This window comes from Clostridioides sp. ES-S-0001-03 (assembly GCF_020676075.1).
Classification (GTDB): Bacteria; Bacillota; Clostridia; order Peptostreptococcales; family Peptostreptococcaceae; genus Clostridioides.
Genome location: NZ_JACVWJ010000001.1, coordinates 190138 through 213303 on the forward strand (window position 1 = coordinate 190138; position 23166 = coordinate 213303).

The window sequence follows — 23166 nt, forward strand, 5'->3', positions numbered from 1 at the left end:
TCTTTACTTATTATTAATATTTTACAAAATCATATATTTATACAAATTTGTATACTATACTAAATCATATGATATAGCCATTTCAGCTATTTGGATTGCATTAGTTGCAGCACCTTTTCTTATATTGTCAGCAACAACCCAAAGGTTTACACCATTATCAACACTAAAGTCTCTTCTAATTCTTCCAACAAACACTTCATCTCTATCATCAAATTCTACAGCAGTTGGATATTCATTTTTAGCAGGATTATCAACTACTACAACTCCTGGAGCTTCTTCAAGTGTTTTTACTAAGTCTTCTAATTCAAATGGATTATTAAACTCAATGTTTATAGATTCACTATGACCATTTTTTACTGGAACTCTTACAGTAGTTGCAGTTATTTTTAAGTCGTAGTTATCAAGTATTTTCATAGTTTCGTTTACCATTTTCATTTCTTCCTTAGTATATCCATTTTCAGTAAATGAATCTATATGAGGAAGACAGTTATAAGAAATTTGATGTGGATAGAATCCAGTAGGATTACCAGTCATTCCTTTTTCTAAATCTTCAACCCCTTTAACACCAGAACCAGATACAGCTTGGTAAGTAGAGTAAACAACTCTCTTAATTTTGTATTTGTCATCAAGAGGTTTAAGAGGAACCATAGCTTGTATAGTAGAGCAGTTTGGATTAGCTATTATACCTTTATGTTTTTTTATAGCTTCTGGATTTACCTCAGGAACAACCAAAGGAACATCTGGATTCATTCTCCATTGACTAGAGTTATCTACTACCAAGATTCCATTTGATGCAGCTATTGGAGCATATTTTTCACTAATGCTTCCTCCAGCAGAGAATAACGCTATTTGTATTCCTCTATCAGTAAATGAAGTTTCTTTTAATTCTTCTACTATATATTCTTTACCACAAAACATTACTTTAGAACCAGCAGATTTAGAAGAAGAGAATAAAAATAGATTTTCTATTGGAAAATTTCTTTCTTCTAATACTTTTAAAAATGTTCTACCTACCATTCCAGTAGCACCAACTATTGCCACATTTACTTTTTTCATATTAAATTCACCCCAATTTTTAATTATTAAAACATTATTTGATTTTAGCTATACAAGTAAGATATGTTAATATTTTTATATGTCTAAAAACTTTAATATTATATTAACAACTTTAATTATATACAAAAAACGTACAAAGGTATACTTTGTACGTCTAGTTTATCACTCAAAGTAAACCCTGTAGCTCATCACCTATACAAATAAGTGACAGTATTACACATCTTATGTGTAATCCCAGAAAATATTATTGCAAGAAATATTTTCTTCGGCTATAAATCCTTTTTCCAATCATTAACGCTTGCCAGCTCCTATTGGATACTCTTATTTACAGCTACCTCTACCCTAGGTTAATAGGATATTAAAATTTGATTATTCTAATAATAATACATATTTTAGAAAAAATCAACTTATTTATAGAAATATTGCTAAAATTTAAATCCAAAATTTGTCAATTCTTGTTTTAAGACATTAAGATTAGCTTCTTCCATTTCAGCTAAAGGAAGTCTTAAATCTCCAACATTAAAACCTAAAATATTCATAGCAGTTTTAACTGGAACTGGATTTACTTCTATAAATAAGGCGTCAATTAAAGTATCCATATCAAGTTGTAATTTTTTAGAGCCTTCAATGTCACCTTCAAAGAATTTAGTTACTAAATCATGGGTTTCTTTAGGGCATATATTAGCAAGTACAGAGATAACACCACTTCCACCTAATGATAATAGAGGTAGTATAGTATCATCATTACCGGAGTATATAGCGAAGTCTTTAGGCACTAATTTAGCTATTTCTGCAACCTGAGCTAAATCTCCACTAGCTTCCTTCACAGCAACTATATTATCTATTTTAGCAAGCTCAGCCACAACAGATGGCTTTATATTTACCTTAGTTCTTCCTGGTACATTATATAAAATAATTGGTAATTTAACGCTTTTTGCTATTGTTTCAAAGTGAAGTTTAAGACCTTTTTCATTAGTCTTATTATAGTAAGGAGTTATGATTAAAAGACCATCCACTCCCAATTTTTCAGCTTCTTGGCTCATATGAACAGACAACATAGTATTGTTTGAACCAGTACCTGCTATAACTGGTATTCTCTTGTTGACTTTTTCAACTGTATATTTTATTACAGCAAAAATCTCAGATTCACTCATAGTAGTAGCTTCACCTGTTGTTCCACAAACAACTAGTGCATCTGTGTCATTTTCAATATGGTATTCGATTAATTCACCTAATTTTTCAAAGTTGACATTGTTATCCTCCGTAAATGGGGTAACTAAAGCAACAGCAGAACCTTTAAATAACATATAATCAAATCTCCTTTTTTATTTAAATTTAATTTTTTAAGTACAATAATAATTATAGTACAAATTAATTAATTTTAATAGGTATAGTTAATATCTTAACTGTATAAAGTAAGATATTTATATTATATTAATATTAAAAAAATTTAAAATAAATGTTTTATTCTCAAAATATGCATATTAATTTAATAAAATATACCAAAATGGAAATAAAAAATAAATTTTATGCGAATTTAATAACTAATAATTAATATATTTAGGTTATAATAAATATGTGCGTAAAAATAAATAATAAGCATTAACATAGAAAATTTAGGAGGAATAATATGGATACTTTAAAGGAACTTTTTAAAATAGGAAGTGGACCTTCAAGTTCTCATACTATGGGGCCACAAAGAGCAGCGGAAAGATTTAAAAATGAAAATCCAGATGCAGAAAGTTTTAGAGCAATATTATATGGTAGTTTAGCTGCTACAGGAAAAGGTCACTTAACAGATTATATAATTGAAAAAACTATAGCTCCAAAGAAAGTTGAAATCGTTTGGGAGGAAGATATAATAAAAGATTTTCATCCAAATGGAATGAAGTTTGAAGCTTTAGATAAAGATGGAAATGTGACAGCTGAATGGACTGTATATTCTGTTGGTGGAGGAACTATAGCAGAAGAAGGTCAAAGAAACAGTAAAAGCAATAGTATATATCACTTAGACACTATGGATGAAATAGTAAAATGGTGTAAAGAAAATAATAAAACTTTAGTTGATTTTGTGTTAGAATGTGAACCATCTGATATAAAAGACTATATAAAAACTATAAAAGATGCTATGAGAAAATCTATTGATGATGGACTAAGCACAGATGAAGTAATACCAGGTAAATTATTATTAAAAAGAAGAGCAAATAATTTTTATAAAGCGTATCAAGAAGATAAAAGTTTTTCAACACTTGTATATGCATATGCACTAGCAGCTTCAGAGCAAAATGCTTCTGGTAATATAATAGTTACAGCACCGACTTGTGGTTCTGCTGGGGTAATACCAGGAATATTCTTTGCAATGCAAGATTTTTATAAATACGATGATGAAAAAATAATTGAAGCATTACTTGTAGCTGGAATAATTGGAAATATAATAAAAACTAATGCATCAATATCTGGTGCAGAAGTAGGATGTCAAGGTGAAGTTGGAGCAGCTTGTTCGATGGCAGCAGCGGCAGTAGCGTATTTAAAGGGTGGTACTATAGACCATATTGAATATGCAGCAGAGATAGCACTTGAACATCATCTAGGAATGACTTGTGACCCTGTATATGGATATGTTCAAATTCCATGTATAGAAAGAAATGCAATGGCAGCTCAAAGAGCTTATGATGCAGCTAAGTATGCATTATTAACTGATGGCTCACATTCTGTCTCCTTGGACCAAGTCGTTGAAACAATGAAAGAAACTGGTATCGATATGATGGATAAATACAAAGAAACTGCAAAAGGTGGACTTGCTAAACACTTCTTCTCTTGCTAAAATTAAAAATTTTTCAATAATAATTCCCCTGTTTTGATTTATGAAACAGGGGAATTATTATTAATGGTGAATTATTTAATAATGCAAAATATTTTTATATTCAATTTAGTTTTTTATTTTTAAATATGAAAGTATATTATATAATATTTTAATTATAAGAGATATAGAAATATTTTTATAATAAATTATAATTTGGAGGAGATTACATGAGAGAGGCATCGTATTTACAAGAACAACTTTACAAGCATAGGAATGCATTAAATCCTATTGCAGAAATTGGAAGAAAAGAGTATAAGACTTCAAAATATATAAGGGATTATCTTGATAAAATAGGAGTTGAATATGAAGTTTATTTAGAAACAGGAATAGTAGGTGTGATAGAAGGCAAAAGGCCAAGAAAAGATATAGCTTTTAGAGCTGATATAGATGGTCTTCGTAGTGAAGAAGGTGTAAAACACTTATGTGGCCATGATGGACATGCTACTATATTGCTTGGATTAATTGAGTATTTAAATGATAATAAAGAAGATTTAAATGATAATGTTGTATTTATATTCCAACCAGCAGAAGAAGGACCAGGTGGAGCAAAAGCATTGATAGATGCAGGTGTGCTTAGAAAATACAATGTGGATGAGATATATGGGCTTCATATATACCCAGAATTACCAGAAGGTTATGTAGGTACAAGAGAAGGATACTTCATGGCTCAAATAGGAGATATTGATATAGAAATAGTATCTAAAAGTGGACATGGAGCTATGCCACAAAATGGAATTGATGGTATAGTGATAGCTTCAAACTTTATAAGTTCACTTCAAACTATAGTATCAAGAAATATAAGTCCAATAGACAATGCAGTGTTGACTATAGGTAGAATTGAAGGAGGGGCTAGAAGAAATATAATAGCTGAAAATATAAAGATGGAAGGCACTATTAGATGTTTTAATCCAGAAGTGTATGAGAGAATGAAACTTAGAGTTAAAGAACTTGCTAGAGGCTTTGAATTGTCTTATAACTGTAAGGTAAATATAAATATTATGGATGATTATATAGCTGTTAAAAATGATAAGGACTTGTATAAAGAGTTTGTAGAAGCTGTTGGAAAGGATACGGCTATAGAATTAGACCCACTTATGATATCAGAAGATTTCTCTTATTATCAAAAAGAAGTTCCAGGACTGTTCTTTATGTTGGGTTCAAGAAATGAAAAAAAAGGATTTGTAAATGGACTTCATAATATAAACTTTAACTTTGATGAAAAAATATGTGTGAATGCACTAAATGTCTATGCAAAACTATTAAAATATAAAAAAGCAATAGATTAAAATATATTCAGTTTTGTAATGAATAAGTTGTAGATAGCTTATATAAAAAGGTCAATTTTTTTGGTAAGACTGTAAATAACATATATTAAAATTATAAATAACACATACTTAGAAAGAATAATTTTAAAAAGTCATAAATTTAAAATACTTACATTTAAAAACATATGAATTGATAAATACCCCTTACTTATTTGTATAAATTTCTTTTAATTGACAAAAATACAAATAAGAAGGGGTGATTTTTTTGAAAGAAAATATGAAAAGAGAAAAGAAGATAACTAATGGCAAGAATACTAAAATATTGACAAATGATGATATAATGAAATATGAGATAGCCTCTGAACTAGGTCTTATGGACAAAGTTGGAGAACGTGGGTGGGCAGGACTTACAGCTAAAGAAGCTGGAAGAATTGGAGGTATGCTTACATCACGCAAAAAGAGGCTGAGAAAGATTGTGGAGGGGCAGAATAAAAAGGATGAGTCAATATAGTGATTTTGCGTTTGTATATGATGAACTTATGAATGAAGTTGATTATGATGGATGGGTTAAATATATAGAAGATATAATAGCTAATGAAGGTGTAAAAGTAAAAAATATATTGGAATTAGCATGTGGTACAGGTAATCTCACAATTCCATTAACTAAAAAGAGCTATGATATAGCTGGAATTGATATATCTGATGAAATGCTTAGTGTAGCAAGAGAAAAGGCAGAAAAAGAAGGCGTAGAGTTAGTTTTACTTCAACAAGATATATCAGAGCTGGACTTTGATATATCCGATTTGGATTGTGTACTTTGTGCTTGTGATGGATTTAATTATATAACTTATGATGATGATTTAGAAAATGTATTTTCAAAAACATATGAATTATTAAAGAAAGATGGAATCTTTATATTTGATATAAGTTCATTTTATAAATTAGCCAATATATTAGGAAATAATATGTATGGAGAAAACCGAGAAGATATAGCTTATATGTGGCAAAATTACTTTGATGATGAAGAAAATTTGATTGAAATGGAACTGACATTTTTTATTAAAGATGAATATGGAAAGTTTGAAAGATTTGAAGAAGTACATCAACAAAGGGCATATACTGAGGATGAAATAGTTGATATGCTTAAAAAATCTGGATTTAGGGATATAAAATTTTATGGAGATTTTACATTTGAAAAACCTAATGAAGAAAGTCAAAGGATATTCTTTGTATGTAAAAAATAAAGCTTTTATTGTTGTGTACAAAAAGAAGTGTTATTGATATAAAATATTATTGATGAAGATATAAAATATTATTGGTAAAAATAAAAAAGGTAAAGTTTTCTGTATTAAAAATTAAAGTAATTTAAAGTAGTAATATAGAAAAAAATAATAATATAGAAAAATAGTATGATTAACAAAATGTGGAGGAATACAGATGAAAGATTATGTACTAAGAGCGACATCAGGAAATGGTCAAGTTAGAGCATTTGTTGCAACTACTAGAAATACAGTAGAAGAAGCTAGAAGATTACATGAAACTACAAAAGTAGCAACAGCAGCACTTGGTAGAACATTAACAGCAACATCTATAATGGGATTGATGATGAAAAATGACAGTGATAAATTGACTGTAATAATAAAAGGTGGTGGACCAATTGGAACTATCATCGCAACAGCAAATTCTAAGGGGATAGTAAAAGGCTATGTAGGAAATCCTCATGTAGAAGTTGAAGATTATCCAAATGGAAAGTTGAATGTTGCAGCAGCAGTGGGGACAGAAGGTGTTGTAAAAGTTATTAAAGACTTAGGTCTTAGAGAGCCATATAATGGAACTTATCCATTAGTAAGTGGAGAAATTGCAGAAGACTTTACTTATTACTTTGCAGTGTCAGAACAAACTCCATCAGTGGTGGCTTTAGGTGTTCTTACAAAAGAGGATGAAGTTGAGTTTGCTGGAGGCTTTATAGTTCAATTAATGCCAGATGCAGAAGAAGAAACTATCGCAAAATTAGAAGAAAATGTAGCTAAATTACCTTCAATAACTAATATGTTAAAGGAAGGAAACTTACCAGAAGATATATTAAATAGAGTTTTAGATGGTTTAGAGCCTAAAGTACTTGATACTTGTGAAGTTGGATTTGAGTGTGAGTGCTCAAAGGAAAGAGTGAAAACTGCTTTAGTGGCAATAGGGAAAAAATCTTTGGCTCAAATAATAGAAGAAGATAAACAGGCAGAAGTTGGATGTCAGTTCTGTAACGAGAAATATATGTATAGTGAAGAAGAGTTGATTGAAATTTTAAAGGAAATGTAGAATAAAATGAATGTGGAATATTAAAATATCAGTATTAATATAGAAATTTAAATATAATTCATTAAAAATAAGAATTATATGTTAAAGATGTTAAGAAAGAAATCTAAGATATGTTGAGAAAGATAAACTTAATAAATTTTAAGAATTAAAGGGCTTTCTAATTGCAGTATTTGTAATATTGCGATTGGAGAGCTTTTTTAGTTTATTGTGCCTTGTGTCAAAGATTGTATAAAGCTACAAATTATTGTAAAATAATTTGTGTATTTTAACCTATTTACAACAAAAATTTACAAGATATTTGAATTGATAAAAAGGAGAAAATTTTAAGAATGGAAAACAAAAAAAAGCACATAGTCATAAGTATATTAATACTGTTTATGATATTTATAATGGCTATTAACCTTAATGGTAAACTCGAGACACCTATTCCACAGAGCAATAGCAGAAAATTTAAATCTAATGCTGTATTTTACCCACAGCATCAAGATGATGAAGTCTTATGGGGAGGAAGTGCTATTGTTAATGCAATAAAACAATGTGGAACTGATAATGTATATGTTGTGTTGGTATCAGATGGCTCTGGAGTGAACGTTTTTAGAGCTAATACTAAATTTAGAAATTTAACTAGGAAGCAAAAGGAAGAGCTTAGGAACAATGAATTTAAGTCAGCACTAAAAGAGCTTGGAGTAAAACAACAAAATATAATTATACTTGCTGATATAGATAAAAAAGAGGGGACACATTATAAGTTAATGGAAAAGACAATATTAGATTTTGAACATAAATTTAAGGGTGATGTCACTCATATAGCTCATCATTATAAGTACGATGACCATATAATGCATAGAAAAAATGGGGCAGTTTTAAAGAAGCTTAAACGTGAACGTAAGATAAAAGATGACTTGTATTTTATAAAACCAAAATATGTAAGGTACATACCAAGAAATGAAAGAGCTATTTATAAAGCAACTAATTTTAATGATTATAGTAAGGTCAAAAGTGCGTGTTATGAATATAAGGTTGTAAATTCAAAACGAAAAATGTATGGTATAGGGTATATCTCAGCACATAGCTATTTTGAAAACCTTTTAAATGACCCTGAACTTACGTCTGTGTTAAGTGAAGATTAAAGTAATTTACATAAAGGTATCTTAAAAATATTATTTACTAATGATAAAAAAGTATTTGAGGATAATAAGAATATATTATGATTAGACAAGGTTTAGTATCTCAGTTATGATTTTAAAAATCATTTTGAGGTACTTTTTTTATGCTCTTAATAAGTTTATATAGACTTTTTATATGAAATTTTAAACCCTACAGTATACAACCAAGGGATAGGTCACGTGCTATAATTTGCTATAAAAACAATTTAGGAGGTTAAAGTATGGGTAATGAATTTATAGTTTTAAAAGGATGTAAGGAAAATAATCTAGATAATATTTCATTAAAAATACCAAAAAGAAAAATAACTATATTTACAGGTGTATCTGGTTCTGGAAAATCATCTATTGTTTTTGAAACAATTGCAAAAGAATCACAACGTCAATTAAATGAGAGATTTAGTACTTTTGTAAGAAGTTTTTTACCTAAGTATGGAGAAGTTAAAGCTGATTGTATAGAAAATTTATCAACACCGATTATTATAGACCAAAGTAGACTTGGAGGTAATTCAAGGTCAACCTTAGGTACTATCACAGATGTAAATTCCTTTTTAAGGGCTTTATATTCTAGATTTGGAAGCAAGCATATAGGTAATGCTAACATGTTTTCCTTTAATGATGTTAATGGTATGTGTCCAGATTGTCATGGGCTTGGGAAAAAACTAATACCTAACATGAAGCATATTCTTGATATGAATAAATCGCTAAATGAGGGTGCTATTTTGCTTTCAGGTTTCGGAGTGGGTTCTTGGCACTGGAATATATTTGCCGAATCAGGATACTTTAATATTGATAAGAAAATATGTGATTATTCAGAGAAAGAGCTGAAAAAATTTTTATATGGTGAGCCAGAAAAGATTATAGTAGAAGAAACTGGAAAAATAAATATGACATATGAAGGCTTAATGGTTAAGTTTAATCGTCTATATCTAAGTAAAGAAGGAGAAATTTCTGAGACTACTAAGAAAAAATTGAGTAAACTCCTTATAGAAGACAAGTGTCCTGTTTGCAATGGAAGAAGACTTCATGAAAGCGTATATAAATCTTTAATTAATGGCTACAATATTGCAGACTTGACAAGTATGCAACTTGATGAATTAGTTAAGGTTATTAAAGATATAAATGAGCCAGAAGCACAACCTCTACTTAAAGGAATACTAGAAAAACTAAATAACATCATAGATATAGGTCTAGGGTACTTAACTTTAGATAGAGAAACATCATCACTATCAGGTGGAGAATCTCAGCGTGTAAAGATGGTAAAATATTTAAATAGTAACCTTGTAGATTTGATGTATATTTTTGATGAGCCAAGTATAGGTCTTCATCCAAGAGATGTTTATAAATTAAATAATCTTCTAAGAAAATTACGTGATAAAGGAAATACAATTATAGTTGTTGAGCATGACCCAGATGTTATTAAAATTGCAGACCACATTGTAGATGTAGGTCCAAAAGCTGGTAGGTATGGGGGTAAAGTTGTATATGAAGGAAGTTATGAAAAGTTGCTTTTAAGTGGGACATTGACAGGAAATGCCTTAAATAAAGCTCTTTCTATTAAGGAAAATGTAAGAGAACATAGAGGATATTTAGAGGTTAAAGATTGTAATAAAAACAATTTAAAAAATATATCTATAAAGATACCTAAAGGTGTATTAACTTTAGTGACAGGAGTAGCAGGAGCTGGTAAGAGTACATTAATTAAACATGAATTTTTAAAGCAAAATACAGATGCTGTATTAATAGACCAAAGCCCTGTATCAGCTAATTCTAGGTCAAGCTTAGCAACATATAGTGGAATTATGAACGATATAAGAAACAGTTTTGCAAAAGTAAATGGTGTTAAAGCGTCTTTGTTTAGCTCAAATTCAGAAGGAGCTTGTGATAATTGTAAAGGCTCTGGAACAGTATAAACAAACCTTGCATTTATGGAAAGTATAAAAAGTACTTGCAATATTTGTGAAGGAAAAAAATTTAAAAAAGAAGTTTTAGAATATAGATTTCAAGGGCAAAATATAATAGAAATTCTTGAAATGTCAGTTTCAGATGCGATTGAATTTTTTAGTCTAAAACAGATTAAAAAGAAATTACAGTGCATTGAAAAAATGGGAATCGGATACCTTACTTTAGGGCAAACTCTGGATACATTATCTGGAGGAGAGTGTCAAAGATTAAAGCTTGCTAATGAATTAAATAAGGAAAGTTCAGTGTATATATTAGATGAGCCGACAACAGGTCTTCATATGGCTGACATTGAAAATTTTATAAGTATAATTGAAGAGATTGTAGATAATGGAAATACAGTTATCATAATTGAACATAATATAGATATAATTAAAAGAGCAGATTGGATTATTGATATGGGTCCTGAGGGAGGGACAAAAGGTGGGAAAGTAATCTTTGAAGGAACTCCAAAACAATTGTCTAACAATAAAATATCGCTAACAGCAAAATATATAGTATAATAAATAAAATACAATAAATATAGATGATATATGAGTAAATATAATGGGTATATAATATGATAGTTAAGTTTAACAATAATAAATAATATGATAAATATTCAAATTTAATTAAATATAGTGTCAGAAATCCGTTTAAATAGCAAGTTTTTAACGGTTCTGACATTTTTTATTATTTTCATGAAGATTGACAAGGTAGGATTTTCTATTAGTTACTTTTTAGTGTCTACTTGAAAGTTTTGTATTATGACCTTAACATGTAATTTATGGAATAATTTACTTAGTGTAGTAAGATGCAGTCTATAACTAAACTATAATTTTATAATTTGAATCTTATTAAGTAAAACTCATAAAAGGAGTGTAAGTAATGCTAAACGATATGCTAACGCTATTATCTGAAAGAAGTGATTTTTTTATAAAACTATCCATCGAACATTTGACAATTTCTATTATTTCTATAATAATTGCAATTGTTTTAGGTGGTATAATTGGTATCATTGTAAGTGAATTTCACAAGTCTTCTAAGCCCATCTTGGGGACTATCAATTTTCTATACACTATACCATCTATTTCTATGTTAGGTTTTTTGATACCATTATCTGGAATTGGAAATACTACAGCTGTTATTGCTCTTACTATATATGCATTATTACCTATGGTTAGAAATACATATACTGGAATTACTAACGTAGATAAAAATATACTTGAAGCAGCGAAAGGTATGGGAAGTACAGACTTTCAGATACTATATAAAATAAAACTTCCACTAGCCTTACCTGTTATTATGTCTGGGATTAGAAACATGGTTATTATGACAATTGCATTGACTGGTATCGCTTCATTTATAGGTGCTGGTGGTCTGGGGGTAGCTATATATAGAGGAATCACAACAAACAACACAGTAATGACAGTCACTGGAAGCATTCTTATTGCTCTATTGGCTTTGTTATTTGATTTTATTCTAGGATTAGTAGAAAGATTTTTACAAAGAAAAAGAAAAAAGAAAAATAGGAAAAAAGTATTTGCCATTCTAGGAAGTCTTATCCTCATAACAACTATCTTTACATCTTATTTTTTTAACTCTGCAAAGACTCAAACTATTCATATTGCTACAAAACCAATGACTGAACAATATATTCTTGGTGAAATGTTGGATATTTTAATTGAAAAAAATACAGATTTAAAAGTAGAAATTACACAAGGTGTAGGCGGAGGAACATCCAATATTCAGCCAGCTATGGAGAATGGAGAATTTGATATTTATCCAGAGTATACAGGGACAGGATGGAATATGGTACTGAAGAAAAATGAATTATACACTGAAAATATGTTTGAAAAATTACAATCTGAATATAAAACTAAACTTAAAATGCAGTGGACTGGGATGTATGGTTTTTCTAATAGTTATGCGTTGGCAGTCAGAAAAGAAATTGCAGATAAATATAAATTAAAGAATATCTCAGATTTGAGAGATATATCTTCTAAATTGATATTTGGTGCAGAGTATGATTTTTATGAAAGAGAAGATGGCTATACTCCACTATGTAATACCTATGACTTACACTTTAAAAACACAGTTGATTTAGATATTGGACTTAAATATCAGGCAATCAATGAGGGAAAAATTGATGTAATGCCTATATTTACAACTGATGGTCAGTATAGTGTTTCAGATGTTGTAGTTTTAAATGATGATAAAAGCTTTTATCCATCTTATCAATGTGGAAATGTTATTCGTTCAGAGGTGTTAGAGGAACATCCAGAACTTTCAAAAGTATTTCAGATGGTTAAAAATATTTTAACTGATAAAGAGATGGCTAAATTGAATTACGATGTAGAAAATAATAATTTAGAGCCTAGAGAAGTTGCACGTGAGTTTTTGAACAAAAAGGGACTTTTATAATTGGAGGAAATATAATGACACCTATTATACAATTTAAAAATATTGAAAAACAATATAATGATAAAACAATCATAAATAATCTAAATTTAGATATAGAAAAAGGAGAATTTTTAACTGTTATTGGGTCATCTGGAAGTGGAAAAACAACACTTCTAAAAATGATTAATGGTCTTATTTTGCCAGATGGAGGAGATATTTTAATTAATAAAACAGACATTAAAAATGAGGACTTAATTAAATTAAGAAGAAAAATAGGCTATTGTGTGCAGGGAAGTGTTCTTTTTCCTCATATGACTGTTGAAGAAAATATTTCATATGTGCCAAATCTCCTTAATCGAAAAAATAAGTTAGAGATAAAAAATGCTGTAGACAAATGGATGCAAATCGTGGGATTACCAAATGATATGAAAACAAGATACCCATCTGAATTATCAGGTGGTCAGCAACAGCGTGTAGGGATTGCACGTGCTTTAGCTTCTTCACCAGAAATCTTATTGATGGATGAACCTTTTGGAGCTGTTGATGAAATTACACGAAAACAGTTACAAAAAGAGATAAAAGAAATTCATAAAAAAACAGGAATTACGATTATCTTTATTACACATGATATTTATGAGGCCTTGATTTTGGGTACAAAAACTTTAGTATTGAATCATGGAGTCATTCAACAATATGATACTCCTGAAAATATTTTAAATGCTCCTGCGAATCAATTTGTAGACCAATTACTGAATGTAAAAAAATCTATAACAAGTTATGATGACTTAAAAGAATAAAGTTAATCCAAAAATTAAATTATGATAATACTGAAAAGCTATTGACCTTGAGTTAACTTTAAGTCGTATACTAAAAATGTAAGAATAGTTAAGCAAGGCATAGGAGGTATTAAATATGGATAGAGAAAGAGATTTAGGTACAGGAGCAGTTTTCCCTATTGGGGAAGAAAACAAAGCATTTGCACAGTATTTTACAGGAGAATGTTATTTAAATATGCTTACTACTAAGGGTGTGGGAATTGGTAATGTGACTTTTGCTCCTTCTACAATCAATTCATGGCACATACATCATAAGGGTGGACAGATTTTACTTGTAACTGGAGGTAGAGGATATTATCAAGAGTTTGGAAAACCAGCTCAGGAATTGCATGCAGGTGATGTAGTTAATATACCACCAGATGTAAAACACTGGCATGGAGCTGCACCAGATAGTTGGTTTCAGCATCTAGCTGTAGAAGTACCAGCAGAGGGAGCCTTCAATGAATGGTTGGAGCCTGTATCTGATGAAGACTATGGTAAACTAAAATAGAATATTTATAAACTTATAAAAAATGAAGAGTGTATATTAGTTAAAATTACTAAATATACGCTCTTTTTATTTTGAATTAATGAAAACTTAAGAGAATAATAGTTTTTTAGAAAATAAAATTAGTATAATAAAATAGGAAACTCAATGATTTAATGTGTATAAAAAATATGGAGGAAATAAAATGGAAACTATAATGGTTGTAGAAGATGATATTATGCTTAATAATGGTATATGTTTTAACTTACAAAGTGATGGATTTCGAGTTGTACCAACATATAGTCTAAAAGAAGCTAAAGAGAAATTTGAGAAAGAAAAAATAGATTTAATGATATTAGATGTAAATCTTCCTGATGGAAATGGATTTGACTTGTGCAAGGAAATAAGAGCTAGCTCAAAAGTAGGTATTCTGTTTTTGACAGCATGTGATATGGAATCTGATATTGTAAATGGATTTAAGATAGGAGCAGATGATTACATAACAAAGCCATTTAGTATAAACATATTGATACAAAGAATAAAAGCACTGCTTAGAAGATGTAATGTTGAAATACAAGAAGAGGTCTTATTTGAGGGAGAATTTGAATTTAATTTTGATAATATGATTGTAACTAGAAATAGCGAAAATATAATCCTTTCACCTATAGAATATAGAATTCTAAAGAAATTGGTGCAACATAAAAATGAAATAGTTACAAGACAAGCATTGATAGATGCAATATGGGACAATGATAGTGAGTATATGGAAGAACATGCATTGACTGTAAATATAAATAGATTGAGAAAGAGAATAGACCAGAAAACATCAAAGCATAAGTACATAAGAACTATTTATGGAATAGGGTATATGTGGGTTGGTGAACAAGATGAAAAATAATAAAAGTTTAAATAAGAGCTATTACAAGAACATTTCTATTATATATTTCATAGTATCATGTCTATCCTTAATAATAATAAGAATGCAAACTAACAAAATTTTATATGTGCATCCTGACTTAGCTGAATTTATTGTAAATATTAATTGTATAATTTTAATTTTTATATTTACTATGTTTTTTATATCGTTATTTTTTGTATATAAAATAAGAAAAGACATAGTTGAATTTAGTAGTAATATCATATATAACATAGATGAATTTATATCGGGTAATAAAAATATGCATTTTGATTTAAATAAAGATACTTTAACTGCAAAAGTTCAAAATAAAATTAAATATATGATAGAGGTTATGGAAGTTAAAAACAGCAAGTATTCAGAGGAGAAAGAAAATATAAAAACTTTAATATCAGATATATCGCATCAAATAAAAATACCAATAGCTAATATATCTATGTATAATGAGACTCTAATACAAAAAGAGTTAGATAGAAAGAATCAAGTATTGTTTTTAGAAAACATGCAAAGTCAGGTAAATAAATTGGACTGGCTGGGAAAAGCACTTATAAAAATTTCTAGGTTAGAAACTGGTATTATATCTTTGAATACGACTAAAAGCAGAATAAGTGATACTATTGCAAGTGCATTAAGTGGAGTCTTTTTAAAATTAGAAGAAAAAAATATATTACTAGAAATTGATTTAGATGATAAAATTGAAGTTTGTCACGATAAAAAGTGGACTAGTGAAGCTTTATTTAATATTATAGAAAATGCAGTAAAGTATACCAATGAGGAAGGAAAGATAAGTATAAAGACTGATAAAATGGATATATTCACTAAAATTATCATAAGTGACAATGGAATGGGTATAGATGAGAGTGAAATAAACAATATATTTAAAAGGTTCTATAGAAGTAGAGAAGTTGGGAATATAGAAGGTATTGGAGTTGGATTGTACTTAGCAAGAGAAATTATAAATAAACAGAATGGATATATAAAAGTAGATTCTCAAAAAAATATTGGAACTACATTTAATATTTATATGAAAAATTAGACTTAGCATTTATTTAAAATTGATGCTTATAATATATAACTTGAAAATAAAATCAAAAATTCTTAGAAGTAGTGTATATAGTGTTTATTAGATAACATTATATGCACTATTTTTAGTTTCACTTCAATAAATATCACAAAATATCTCAAAATTGTTATAATTCATATCTAAAATATAACAGCACTGTGAGGATTGGATAGGGGCTTACATGATAATATCTAAGTAAGGAATCAATAAGCGTGAAAGTTTAATATACAATTAAAAAATATATAAAATAAAGTAAGAGGGAGATTTGATTATGAAAATACTGGAGACTAATAATTTAAAAAAATATTATGGAAAAGGTGAAAATATAGTAAAAGCTTTAGATGGAATAAATATAAGTATAAATAGAGGGGAGTTTGTAGCTATAGTTGGGACTTCAGGTAGTGGAAAAAGTACCTTGTTACATATGATAGGGGGACTTGATAGAGCAAGTGATGGAAAAGTAATTGTTGATAATAATGATATATTTGCTATGGATGATGAAGAACTTACAATATTTAGAAGACGTAATGTAGGCTTTATATTTCAAAATTATAATTTAGTTCCAATACTAAATGTTTATGAAAATATAGTATTACCTATAGAACTTGATGGATGTAAAATAGACACTAAATATATAGATGAGATAATAGAAGTTTTAGGATTAAGTCAAAAAGTGGATGACCTACCAAATAATCTATCAGGAGGACAGCAACAGAGAGTAGCTATTGCAAGAGCTTTAGCAACAAAACCATCAATAATACTAGCTGATGAACCAACAGGTAATTTAGATAGCAAAACAGAACAAGATGTGCTAGGACTTTTAAAAGTTACTAGTAATAAGTTTAGCCAAACTATAATTATGATAACTCATAATGAACAAATTGCTCAAATGGCTGATAGAATTATAAGGATTGAGGATGGAAAAGTTGTAAATAGAGGTGAGAACAATGTTACAAAATAACAATAAGGAAATTATAAAAAAGTTAAGTAATAGAAGTTTCAAAACAAATAAAATGAGAAATATAGTTTCAGTGCTTGCAATAGTATTGACAACAGTTTTGTTTACATCATTGTTTACAGTGGGATATAGTATGTTGGACGCTTTTAATAGTTACAAAGCTATGGAATATGGGACAAAGAACTATGTTCAATTTCAAGCTTTAAGTAATAGGCAAATTGAAATTATAAAAAAAGATAGTTCAGTAGACAAAAACAGTATTGGAATAGTAAAAAACATAGCAAGTTTAAAAAATCCAGAGTTTTCAACTCAGACAGTGAATTTAACCGTTTATGATAAAAAAAGTCTTGAAAATGCTGCAAATGTAGAGATGATTGAAGGGAGTTTACCAAAAAATAATGATGAAATAGTCATGCCTACAAAGATATTAGATATGTTAGATGTACCTCATAAAATAGGTGCTGAAGTAAAATTAATAATTCCAAAAACTAAAGATGGGGTACTAACTAATGAAAAAGAAACGTTCAAATTTAAACTAGTTGGATATTTTGAATACAAAACAGCTACAGCAATACCTCTTCATGATGTATTTACGAGTGAAGCTTTCTATGATAATTACAAAAAAACAAATGAAGTAGCTCCTACAAGTGTATCCTTTAATTTTTTTAATGATAAAGATTTGCAGTCTAAATTTGATAAACTAACTGAGAAAATCCAACCTTATTCAGGAAAATCAACTATAAATCCTATATATTTAAGTAAACAAGCAACTACTTTCAAAGAAGTTGTTAAAAATGTATTACCAATAATCTTAATTGTAATGCTTATACTTTTAAGTGGATATTTATTAATTTATAATATTTTTTATATTTCAGTTGTTAAAGATATAAAATATTATGGATTATTAAAAACAATAGGAACATCTCCATATCAATTAAAAAAATTGATTATTAAACAAGCTAATAGATTATGTATAATAGCTATACCAATAGGTTTATTATTGGGATTTTTAATAGGAATAGTGTTTGTTCCTCTAGTTGGTAAGTTTATGGATGGATTAAATAAAACTGCATTTGAATATTTTAATCCGTTAATATTTGTATTTGCCGTTGTATTTTCATATGTAACTGTTAGATTGTCATGCAAAAAACCTGCTAAGATTGTAAGTTCTGTATCTCCTATAGATGCTGTAAGATATAGTGATAAAAGTAATAAGATTAAACGTAAGTCTAAAAGAGGGAAAAGTGGTTCTAAAATTCATAAGATGGCATTTGCAAATGTGTTTAGAAATAGACGCAAAGCTATTTTAGTTTTAGTTTCTATGTCACTAAGTTGTATAATATTTTTGACTGTATCTGCAATTATAAGTAGCTCTAATCCAGAAAGAGCTGCTGAAGGTATGATGTTAGGGGATATAGAAATACGTCATGGACTTGCAGACACTGCTAAATCTGAAGATAACGAAGTTGCTCCAATTGACGAAAATCTTATAAAAGATATTAAGAATCTTGATGGAGTGAGTAATGTAAGTAAGGTGTATAAGGATTTAAGTTATATAGTTTATGAAGGAGATTTAAAAGATGAGATATTGACTCAAAAAGTAGATGAAGAATATAAAAAGCAATTTCTTCAGGGCAGAGACCCAAAAGAAATTGCAGAAAATAATGGTTTTTTAGCCTCAGATACAGTTGGATTATCTTCAGGTAGATTATTAAGTAAACTATCAAAAAACAATATTATATATTCTCAAAAGAATTCTAAAATACTGTCAGGTTCTATAGATGAGAAAAAATTTGATGAAGGTGGATATGTAGTAATTACTGGACATGAAGGAAGTAAAATAAAAGCAGGAGATAAAATTAAGTTTAGATATTTAAAAGGAGATACTATAGGGAAAGGATATATAGATAAAGAGTTTAAAGTCATGGCAGTTTTTGATGGTGCACAAAATTTTAATATGGGGATGTACATTAATGAAAATGACTTTAAAAATATGGTTATAAAGCCATATATAGAAAATCTGGTAATTGATATAAATGGTGATGTGAAGTCTGTTGAAAATAAAATAAATAATTTGAATAAGAAATACAATAATCCATATACAAAAGTTTATTCAAAAAATATCTATATAGAAGAGGCAAGAGAGAGTCAAAAGGTTATAAAGATTGTAGGTATGAGTGCGGTATTTATAATAGGATTGATTGGAGTGCTAAACTTTATAAATACTATGATAACAAATATAATGTCTCGTAAACAAGAGTTTGCAATGATTGAGGCAGTAGGAATGACAAGAAAACAGCTTCAAAGAATGATAATGCTTGAAGGTTTTTATTATGGGGTGATAATAACTATTGTAAATCTTACTTTTGGAAGTATCGCAACATTTTTAGGGTTTAATATTATGAAATTAAGATATTCTGTGTATGCTTATCCATTAGGGGCGCTTATAATAAGTATATTAATAGTATTTTTGATAACGTCTATAGTGCCTTTAATAGTTTATCATAATGTTTCTAAGGATAGTATTGTTGAAAGAATTAGGGAAGCTGAATAATAATTAAATATAATAGAAACTGAATAATGGTTAAATATAATCCAAGCTAAATAATAATTAAATGTAGCATAAAAAAATATTTTTTTATATGCACAATAGAAAGAGGATGTCTCAAAATGAGCTTTTTGGTTCATGAGGCACTCTTTTTTTGTATGAAATCAAATATATTTTCATTATTTAAACAATGAAAAAGAGACTTATCCCTATTTTGAGACAGCCCCTTTTTAGAAGTTGTTTTTAATATAGTATTTTAAGCTTTACATGATTTGTATAGATTTGTATGCATAATTTTAAAGACAAATAAAATACTTATATCTTATGTAAAATTTATTTTAATATTAATTTTTTATTTTCTTAATATATCACTTTTAGTCAGTCCATTTGATTTACCTTGAGGAGTCCAATGATAATTAGACATAGATTTAAATAGAAATCTAGGAAAGTTAGGTGATATAAAAATATTATCTTTACTAGAAGTGTTACTATCTATGTTGTTACTAAGTATATTCTTTGATAGTTCTCCTAATGAAGTTCCTAAGCTTTTTTTGGGACCTTTACCTAAAGGAGTAGATTGTAATGAACCTAGCATTTCTCCTCCACCAATTCCTATTCCTTGAACCCATGTAAAGTTAACCCTTTTACACCAATTTTCTATCATTTGAATTGCTAAATGAGTTTGTTTCCCTTCATAGAATCCACAGTTAACTATTGCATATACTGGAATAGATTTTTTATTTAGTTTCTTCACATTCCTCTAAAAAACGAATTAAATGAGAAGGAATGCCATCTACATAAAGAGGAAATGCAATTATTAACCTATCACAAGTAAGTATGGCTTCAATAGCTTTAGGATATTTAGATACATTGTCTATTTTAAATGTGAGAATGTCATTATCCTTTTGTATAAGTTTTTCTACTTCAGATAAAAAGTATTGTGAATTATTTTCTTTTACTTTTGGGCTTCCATTTATCATTACTATATTCATAAAGATTCACCTCTTACATCTTGTGGATTTTTAAAAAATGAAACAGAATGTTCCTTCATATTGAGATTTACAGCATTTGCACGTACTAGATTAGTAGCAGTGTCTTTTTCAGTATCTGTAATACAATCCCCATAGAATAAAGCATTTAAATTTATCTGTTTTTCATATCTATTCTTATGATGCATTTCATTATTCTTCATTACGAAGTATGGAAGGAGATAGTTTATACTTCTATCAAGTATATTTTTGACAAATGGGCTAAATCCACCGTAACAACATCTACTTATTATAATAAGTTCATCAGAATCAGCTATCAATTTACCCATATTTCTGTAATAGTCTTTTATGACACATGTAGTAGGTGTTTTAATCCAACAACCAAAACAACCAATACACTTGTGGATTTCTTCAGTGTTTGAAAGTATTTTTATATTGTTATCAAGTTTAGGTAATAAATTATCTAAATCTTTTTCAGTTAAATCATGTATTAAAAGTCTCATAAGTTTTACCCCTTTATATTATGTAGGTTGACTTTTGTAATTCTATCCTACAATTTTTTTAATAAATCATTACACCAATTAATTACAAAACTATAATAGTCAACGCCATAAATCATTGTGAAATACATACATGTGTATTGGTCAATACAACAATTTTGTTCTACCTCAGTTTTTTGTGCATCTAATTTATTTAAAAGTAATTCAATTTCAGCTATCAACATTTTTAAGTTTGTTTCAATTATTTCCTTAGGTAAGTACTCATAAAAAAATATGTTAACAAGGTGGTTATGCTTTGTCTTAGAAAATTTAATTGGTTTTTCTAACCACTCGAGAAAGTATGATTTCCCTATATCAGTTATGGAATATAGTTTTTTTAATTTACCCCCATCTATAACTTCGCGATAGTAGATATAATCTTTTTCTTCTAATCTTTTAAGTGCAGGATAAATACTACCAAAACTAGCATCAAAAAAGTATGAAGTACTTTGTGACATCTTTTGTTTTAAATCATATCCACTTAATTCTTTTTCCATCAGAAATCCTAAAATAATGTATTCTAACATAGTGCCTCCTAATATCGTTTATGTATATATTGTTTAGTTATATATCGTTTTAATATATTGATTATTACAAATAATGGGTAGACTGTCAATATGTTTTTCAATTAAGTTTTAAACAGAAATACAGATTATCGCTTAAACACTAGGTTTATTATCAATATCTTAAGTTTTAAGAGTTGAATTTACCACTTACATAAGAACTTTGATATGATAATATGATTAAAAGCATATAAATTATTTGAATAGTGCACAAAACCGCAGATTGTATATAATTCACTAATTAGTGAATTATATACAATCTGCGGTTTTTATTCGCTGAATTTATAGCCAACACCCCAAACAGCCAATATATTGTGGATTGTCTGAGTCAGGCTCTATTTTTTTCTTAGTTTTGTACAAATGACGACGTTAGATTATTAACCTTTTATGGTATTGTCATAGCTCCAGATGCTTTCGTATAGCTGTTTTTTTGCAAATTTAACTACTTCCATCCAGTTATAACCTTCTAGTCAATTTCAAATTTTCTAGTCAGTCAATGATAAAGATAAACTGAAATTTGGGAACTCCATGTTATGCCCATAATAGATTTACTTGCTAGATAACAAAAATAATTTTTTTGTAGTGCTGGCATTCACTTTTATCGTTGCTTTCACTGGAAAAAGAACATTTCCGCTATTGATATAGGTGCTAACATTCAAAAATCCCATACCTTCAAATGCCGCCTTTAATAATGGCATTGACACTTTGTTTTTACCACTAATGTTTATGACACGAAAAAGAGCAATATATTTTTCCAACTTAAAGAACCTCCATCTATTATAAATAATCTTTGCTTCAACTTTCAATTTGCATTTACACCCAACGCTTAAATACTACAATTTCAGCATCAGAATCATAAACGCTATACTCAGATACCATGAGATATTTTTCATCAGCAATAATTCCATAATATCTGTCACTGTCTTTTTTGCTAAGCTGATTTCCAAAGTAAATTTTATTATCGTCCCAAAACTTTACAAGCTGCCCTTTTGGCAAGGTATATTCAATGTTAATGAAAGAGCCTTTCAGTGCATTAAGTTCTGTGACTTCTTCCATATCTTGTATATTAAGTGCATTAAATGCTGCAATCAAATTCTTTTTGAATTTGTATAGAGCATCTTTACCTTCTTTCAAACATAATGCAACCAAGCACTCTGAACCAAAAGGATGACCTTTCGTTTCAGCACATCCATTACAAGTGTTACTCAATTCGCATTTCCTACAATCAACTCCGCAAATAGACTTAGTCATTTTTAATTTTCCTCCTTAAATTTTATTTTATCG

At 28.6% G+C, this 23166-nt stretch carries 23 protein-coding genes and 1 riboswitch; of the genes, 15 read left to right on the forward strand and 8 right to left on the reverse strand.

Annotation, left to right across the window (positions count from 1 at the left end):
* Positions 1-54 precede the first annotated feature (54 nt).
* Together IC174_RS00835 and dapA are read right to left on the reverse strand one after the other, a co-directional pair.
* On the reverse strand, positions 55-1056 hold the full coding sequence (locus IC174_RS00835; protein WP_227433725.1) for an aspartate-semialdehyde dehydrogenase: 1002 nt from the start codon (positions 1054-1056) through the stop codon (positions 55-57).
* A gap of 173 nt (positions 1057-1229) precedes the next feature.
* Positions 1230-1404: riboswitch (Lysine riboswitch) on the reverse strand.
* A 77-nt stretch (positions 1405-1481) separates the two neighbouring features.
* Positions 1482-2363 (reverse strand): 4-hydroxy-tetrahydrodipicolinate synthase, encoded by an 882-nt coding sequence (gene dapA, locus IC174_RS00840; protein WP_227481879.1) that lies wholly within the window; start codon positions 2361-2363, stop codon positions 1482-1484.
* Between the two features lie 323 nt (positions 2364-2686).
* Between dapA and IC174_RS00845 the strand changes: the two genes are divergently transcribed.
* The 15 genes from IC174_RS00845 to IC174_RS00910 all read left to right on the forward strand — a co-directional run bounded on the left by IC174_RS00845 (position 2687) and on the right by IC174_RS00910 (position 19797).
* Positions 2687-3880: an L-serine ammonia-lyase gene (locus IC174_RS00845; RefSeq protein WP_227433727.1), complete on the forward strand. Its 1194-nt coding sequence runs from the start codon at positions 2687-2689 to the stop codon at positions 3878-3880.
* Between the two features lie 206 nt (positions 3881-4086).
* A complete protein-coding gene (locus IC174_RS00850; RefSeq protein WP_227433728.1) occupies positions 4087-5205 on the forward strand; it encodes an N-acetyldiaminopimelate deacetylase in 1119 nt (372 codons plus the stop codon).
* Positions 5206-5461: 256 nt separating this feature from the next.
* Positions 5462-5695 (forward strand): small, acid-soluble spore protein, alpha/beta type, encoded by a 234-nt coding sequence (locus tag IC174_RS00855; protein ID WP_227433989.1) that lies wholly within the window; start codon positions 5462-5464, stop codon positions 5693-5695.
* Complete coding sequence (locus tag IC174_RS00860; protein WP_227481880.1) at positions 5682-6428, forward strand: class I SAM-dependent methyltransferase; 747 nt, start codon at positions 5682-5684, stop codon at positions 6426-6428. Before IC174_RS00855 ends, IC174_RS00860 begins: the two co-directional genes overlap by 14 nt.
* Before the next feature lie 193 nt (positions 6429-6621).
* Positions 6622-7497 carry an Hsp33 family molecular chaperone HslO gene (hslO, locus tag IC174_RS00865; protein WP_227433730.1) on the forward strand — a complete coding sequence of 292 codons (876 nt, stop codon included), beginning with the start codon at positions 6622-6624 and terminating at the stop codon, positions 7495-7497.
* Positions 7498-7826: 329 nt separating this feature from the next.
* Entirely contained in the window at positions 7827-8627 is an 801-nt protein-coding gene (locus IC174_RS00870) for a PIG-L family deacetylase (RefSeq protein WP_227481881.1), read from the forward strand.
* 257 nt (positions 8628-8884) lie between these two features.
* On the forward strand, positions 8885-10573 hold the full coding sequence (locus IC174_RS00875) for an excinuclease ABC subunit UvrA (protein ID WP_413927166.1): 1689 nt from the start codon (positions 8885-8887) through the stop codon (positions 10571-10573).
* A 15-nt stretch (positions 10574-10588) separates the two neighbouring features.
* On the forward strand, positions 10589-11125 hold the full coding sequence (locus IC174_RS21305) for an ATP-binding cassette domain-containing protein (RefSeq protein ID WP_413927167.1): 537 nt from the start codon (positions 10589-10591) through the stop codon (positions 11123-11125).
* A 364-nt stretch (positions 11126-11489) separates the two neighbouring features.
* Positions 11490-13025 carry a glycine betaine ABC transporter substrate-binding protein gene (locus IC174_RS00880; protein ID WP_227481882.1) on the forward strand — a complete coding sequence of 512 codons (1536 nt, stop codon included), beginning with the start codon at positions 11490-11492 and terminating at the stop codon, positions 13023-13025.
* A 14-nt stretch (positions 13026-13039) separates the two neighbouring features.
* A complete protein-coding gene (locus tag IC174_RS00885) occupies positions 13040-13801 on the forward strand; it encodes an ABC transporter ATP-binding protein (RefSeq protein ID WP_227481883.1) in 762 nt (253 codons plus the stop codon).
* Positions 13802-13916: 115 nt separating this feature from the next.
* Entirely contained in the window at positions 13917-14330 is a 414-nt protein-coding gene (locus tag IC174_RS00890) for a cupin domain-containing protein (protein ID WP_227433735.1), read from the forward strand.
* Positions 14331-14511: 181 nt separating this feature from the next.
* A complete protein-coding gene (locus tag IC174_RS00895; protein WP_227481884.1) occupies positions 14512-15204 on the forward strand; it encodes a response regulator transcription factor in 693 nt (230 codons plus the stop codon).
* The gene (locus tag IC174_RS00900) at positions 15194-16258 is read left to right on the forward strand and encodes a sensor histidine kinase (RefSeq protein WP_227481885.1); all 1065 of its coding nucleotides are present in this window, start codon (positions 15194-15196) and stop codon (positions 16256-16258) included. Before IC174_RS00895 ends, IC174_RS00900 begins: the two co-directional genes overlap by 11 nt.
* A 298-nt stretch (positions 16259-16556) precedes the next feature.
* Positions 16557-17246 (forward strand): ABC transporter ATP-binding protein, encoded by a 690-nt coding sequence (locus tag IC174_RS00905; protein ID WP_227481886.1) that lies wholly within the window; start codon positions 16557-16559, stop codon positions 17244-17246.
* Entirely contained in the window at positions 17233-19797 is a 2565-nt protein-coding gene (locus tag IC174_RS00910) for an ABC transporter permease (protein WP_227481887.1), read from the forward strand. Before IC174_RS00905 ends, IC174_RS00910 begins: the two co-directional genes overlap by 14 nt.
* A gap of 346 nt (positions 19798-20143) precedes the next feature.
* Here the strand turns inward: IC174_RS00910 and IC174_RS00915 are convergent, their stop codons facing one another.
* From IC174_RS00915 to IC174_RS00940, 6 genes are all read right to left on the reverse strand, one after another.
* Positions 20144-20545: a hypothetical protein gene (locus IC174_RS00915; RefSeq protein WP_227481888.1), complete on the reverse strand. Its 402-nt coding sequence runs from the start codon at positions 20543-20545 to the stop codon at positions 20144-20146.
* Positions 20529-20783, reverse strand: a complete 255-nt coding sequence (locus tag IC174_RS00920; RefSeq protein ID WP_227481889.1) for an NAD(P)H-dependent oxidoreductase — start codon at positions 20781-20783, stop codon at positions 20529-20531. The genes IC174_RS00915 and IC174_RS00920 overlap by 17 nt, the downstream gene beginning before the upstream one ends.
* A complete protein-coding gene (locus tag IC174_RS00925) occupies positions 20780-21283 on the reverse strand; it encodes a flavodoxin family protein (RefSeq protein WP_227481890.1) in 504 nt (167 codons plus the stop codon). The genes IC174_RS00920 and IC174_RS00925 overlap by 4 nt, the downstream gene beginning before the upstream one ends.
* A gap of 47 nt (positions 21284-21330) precedes the next feature.
* Positions 21331-21846: a helix-turn-helix transcriptional regulator gene (locus IC174_RS00930; protein WP_227433742.1), complete on the reverse strand. Its 516-nt coding sequence runs from the start codon at positions 21844-21846 to the stop codon at positions 21331-21333.
* Positions 21847-22430: 584 nt separating this feature from the next.
* Positions 22431-22640 carry a DUF1697 domain-containing protein gene (locus IC174_RS00935; protein ID WP_413927168.1) on the reverse strand — a complete coding sequence of 70 codons (210 nt, stop codon included), beginning with the start codon at positions 22638-22640 and terminating at the stop codon, positions 22431-22433.
* 55 nt (positions 22641-22695) lie between these two features.
* Positions 22696-23133: a DUF3795 domain-containing protein gene (locus IC174_RS00940; RefSeq protein ID WP_227481891.1), complete on the reverse strand. Its 438-nt coding sequence runs from the start codon at positions 23131-23133 to the stop codon at positions 22696-22698.
* Positions 23134-23166 lie beyond the last annotated feature (33 nt).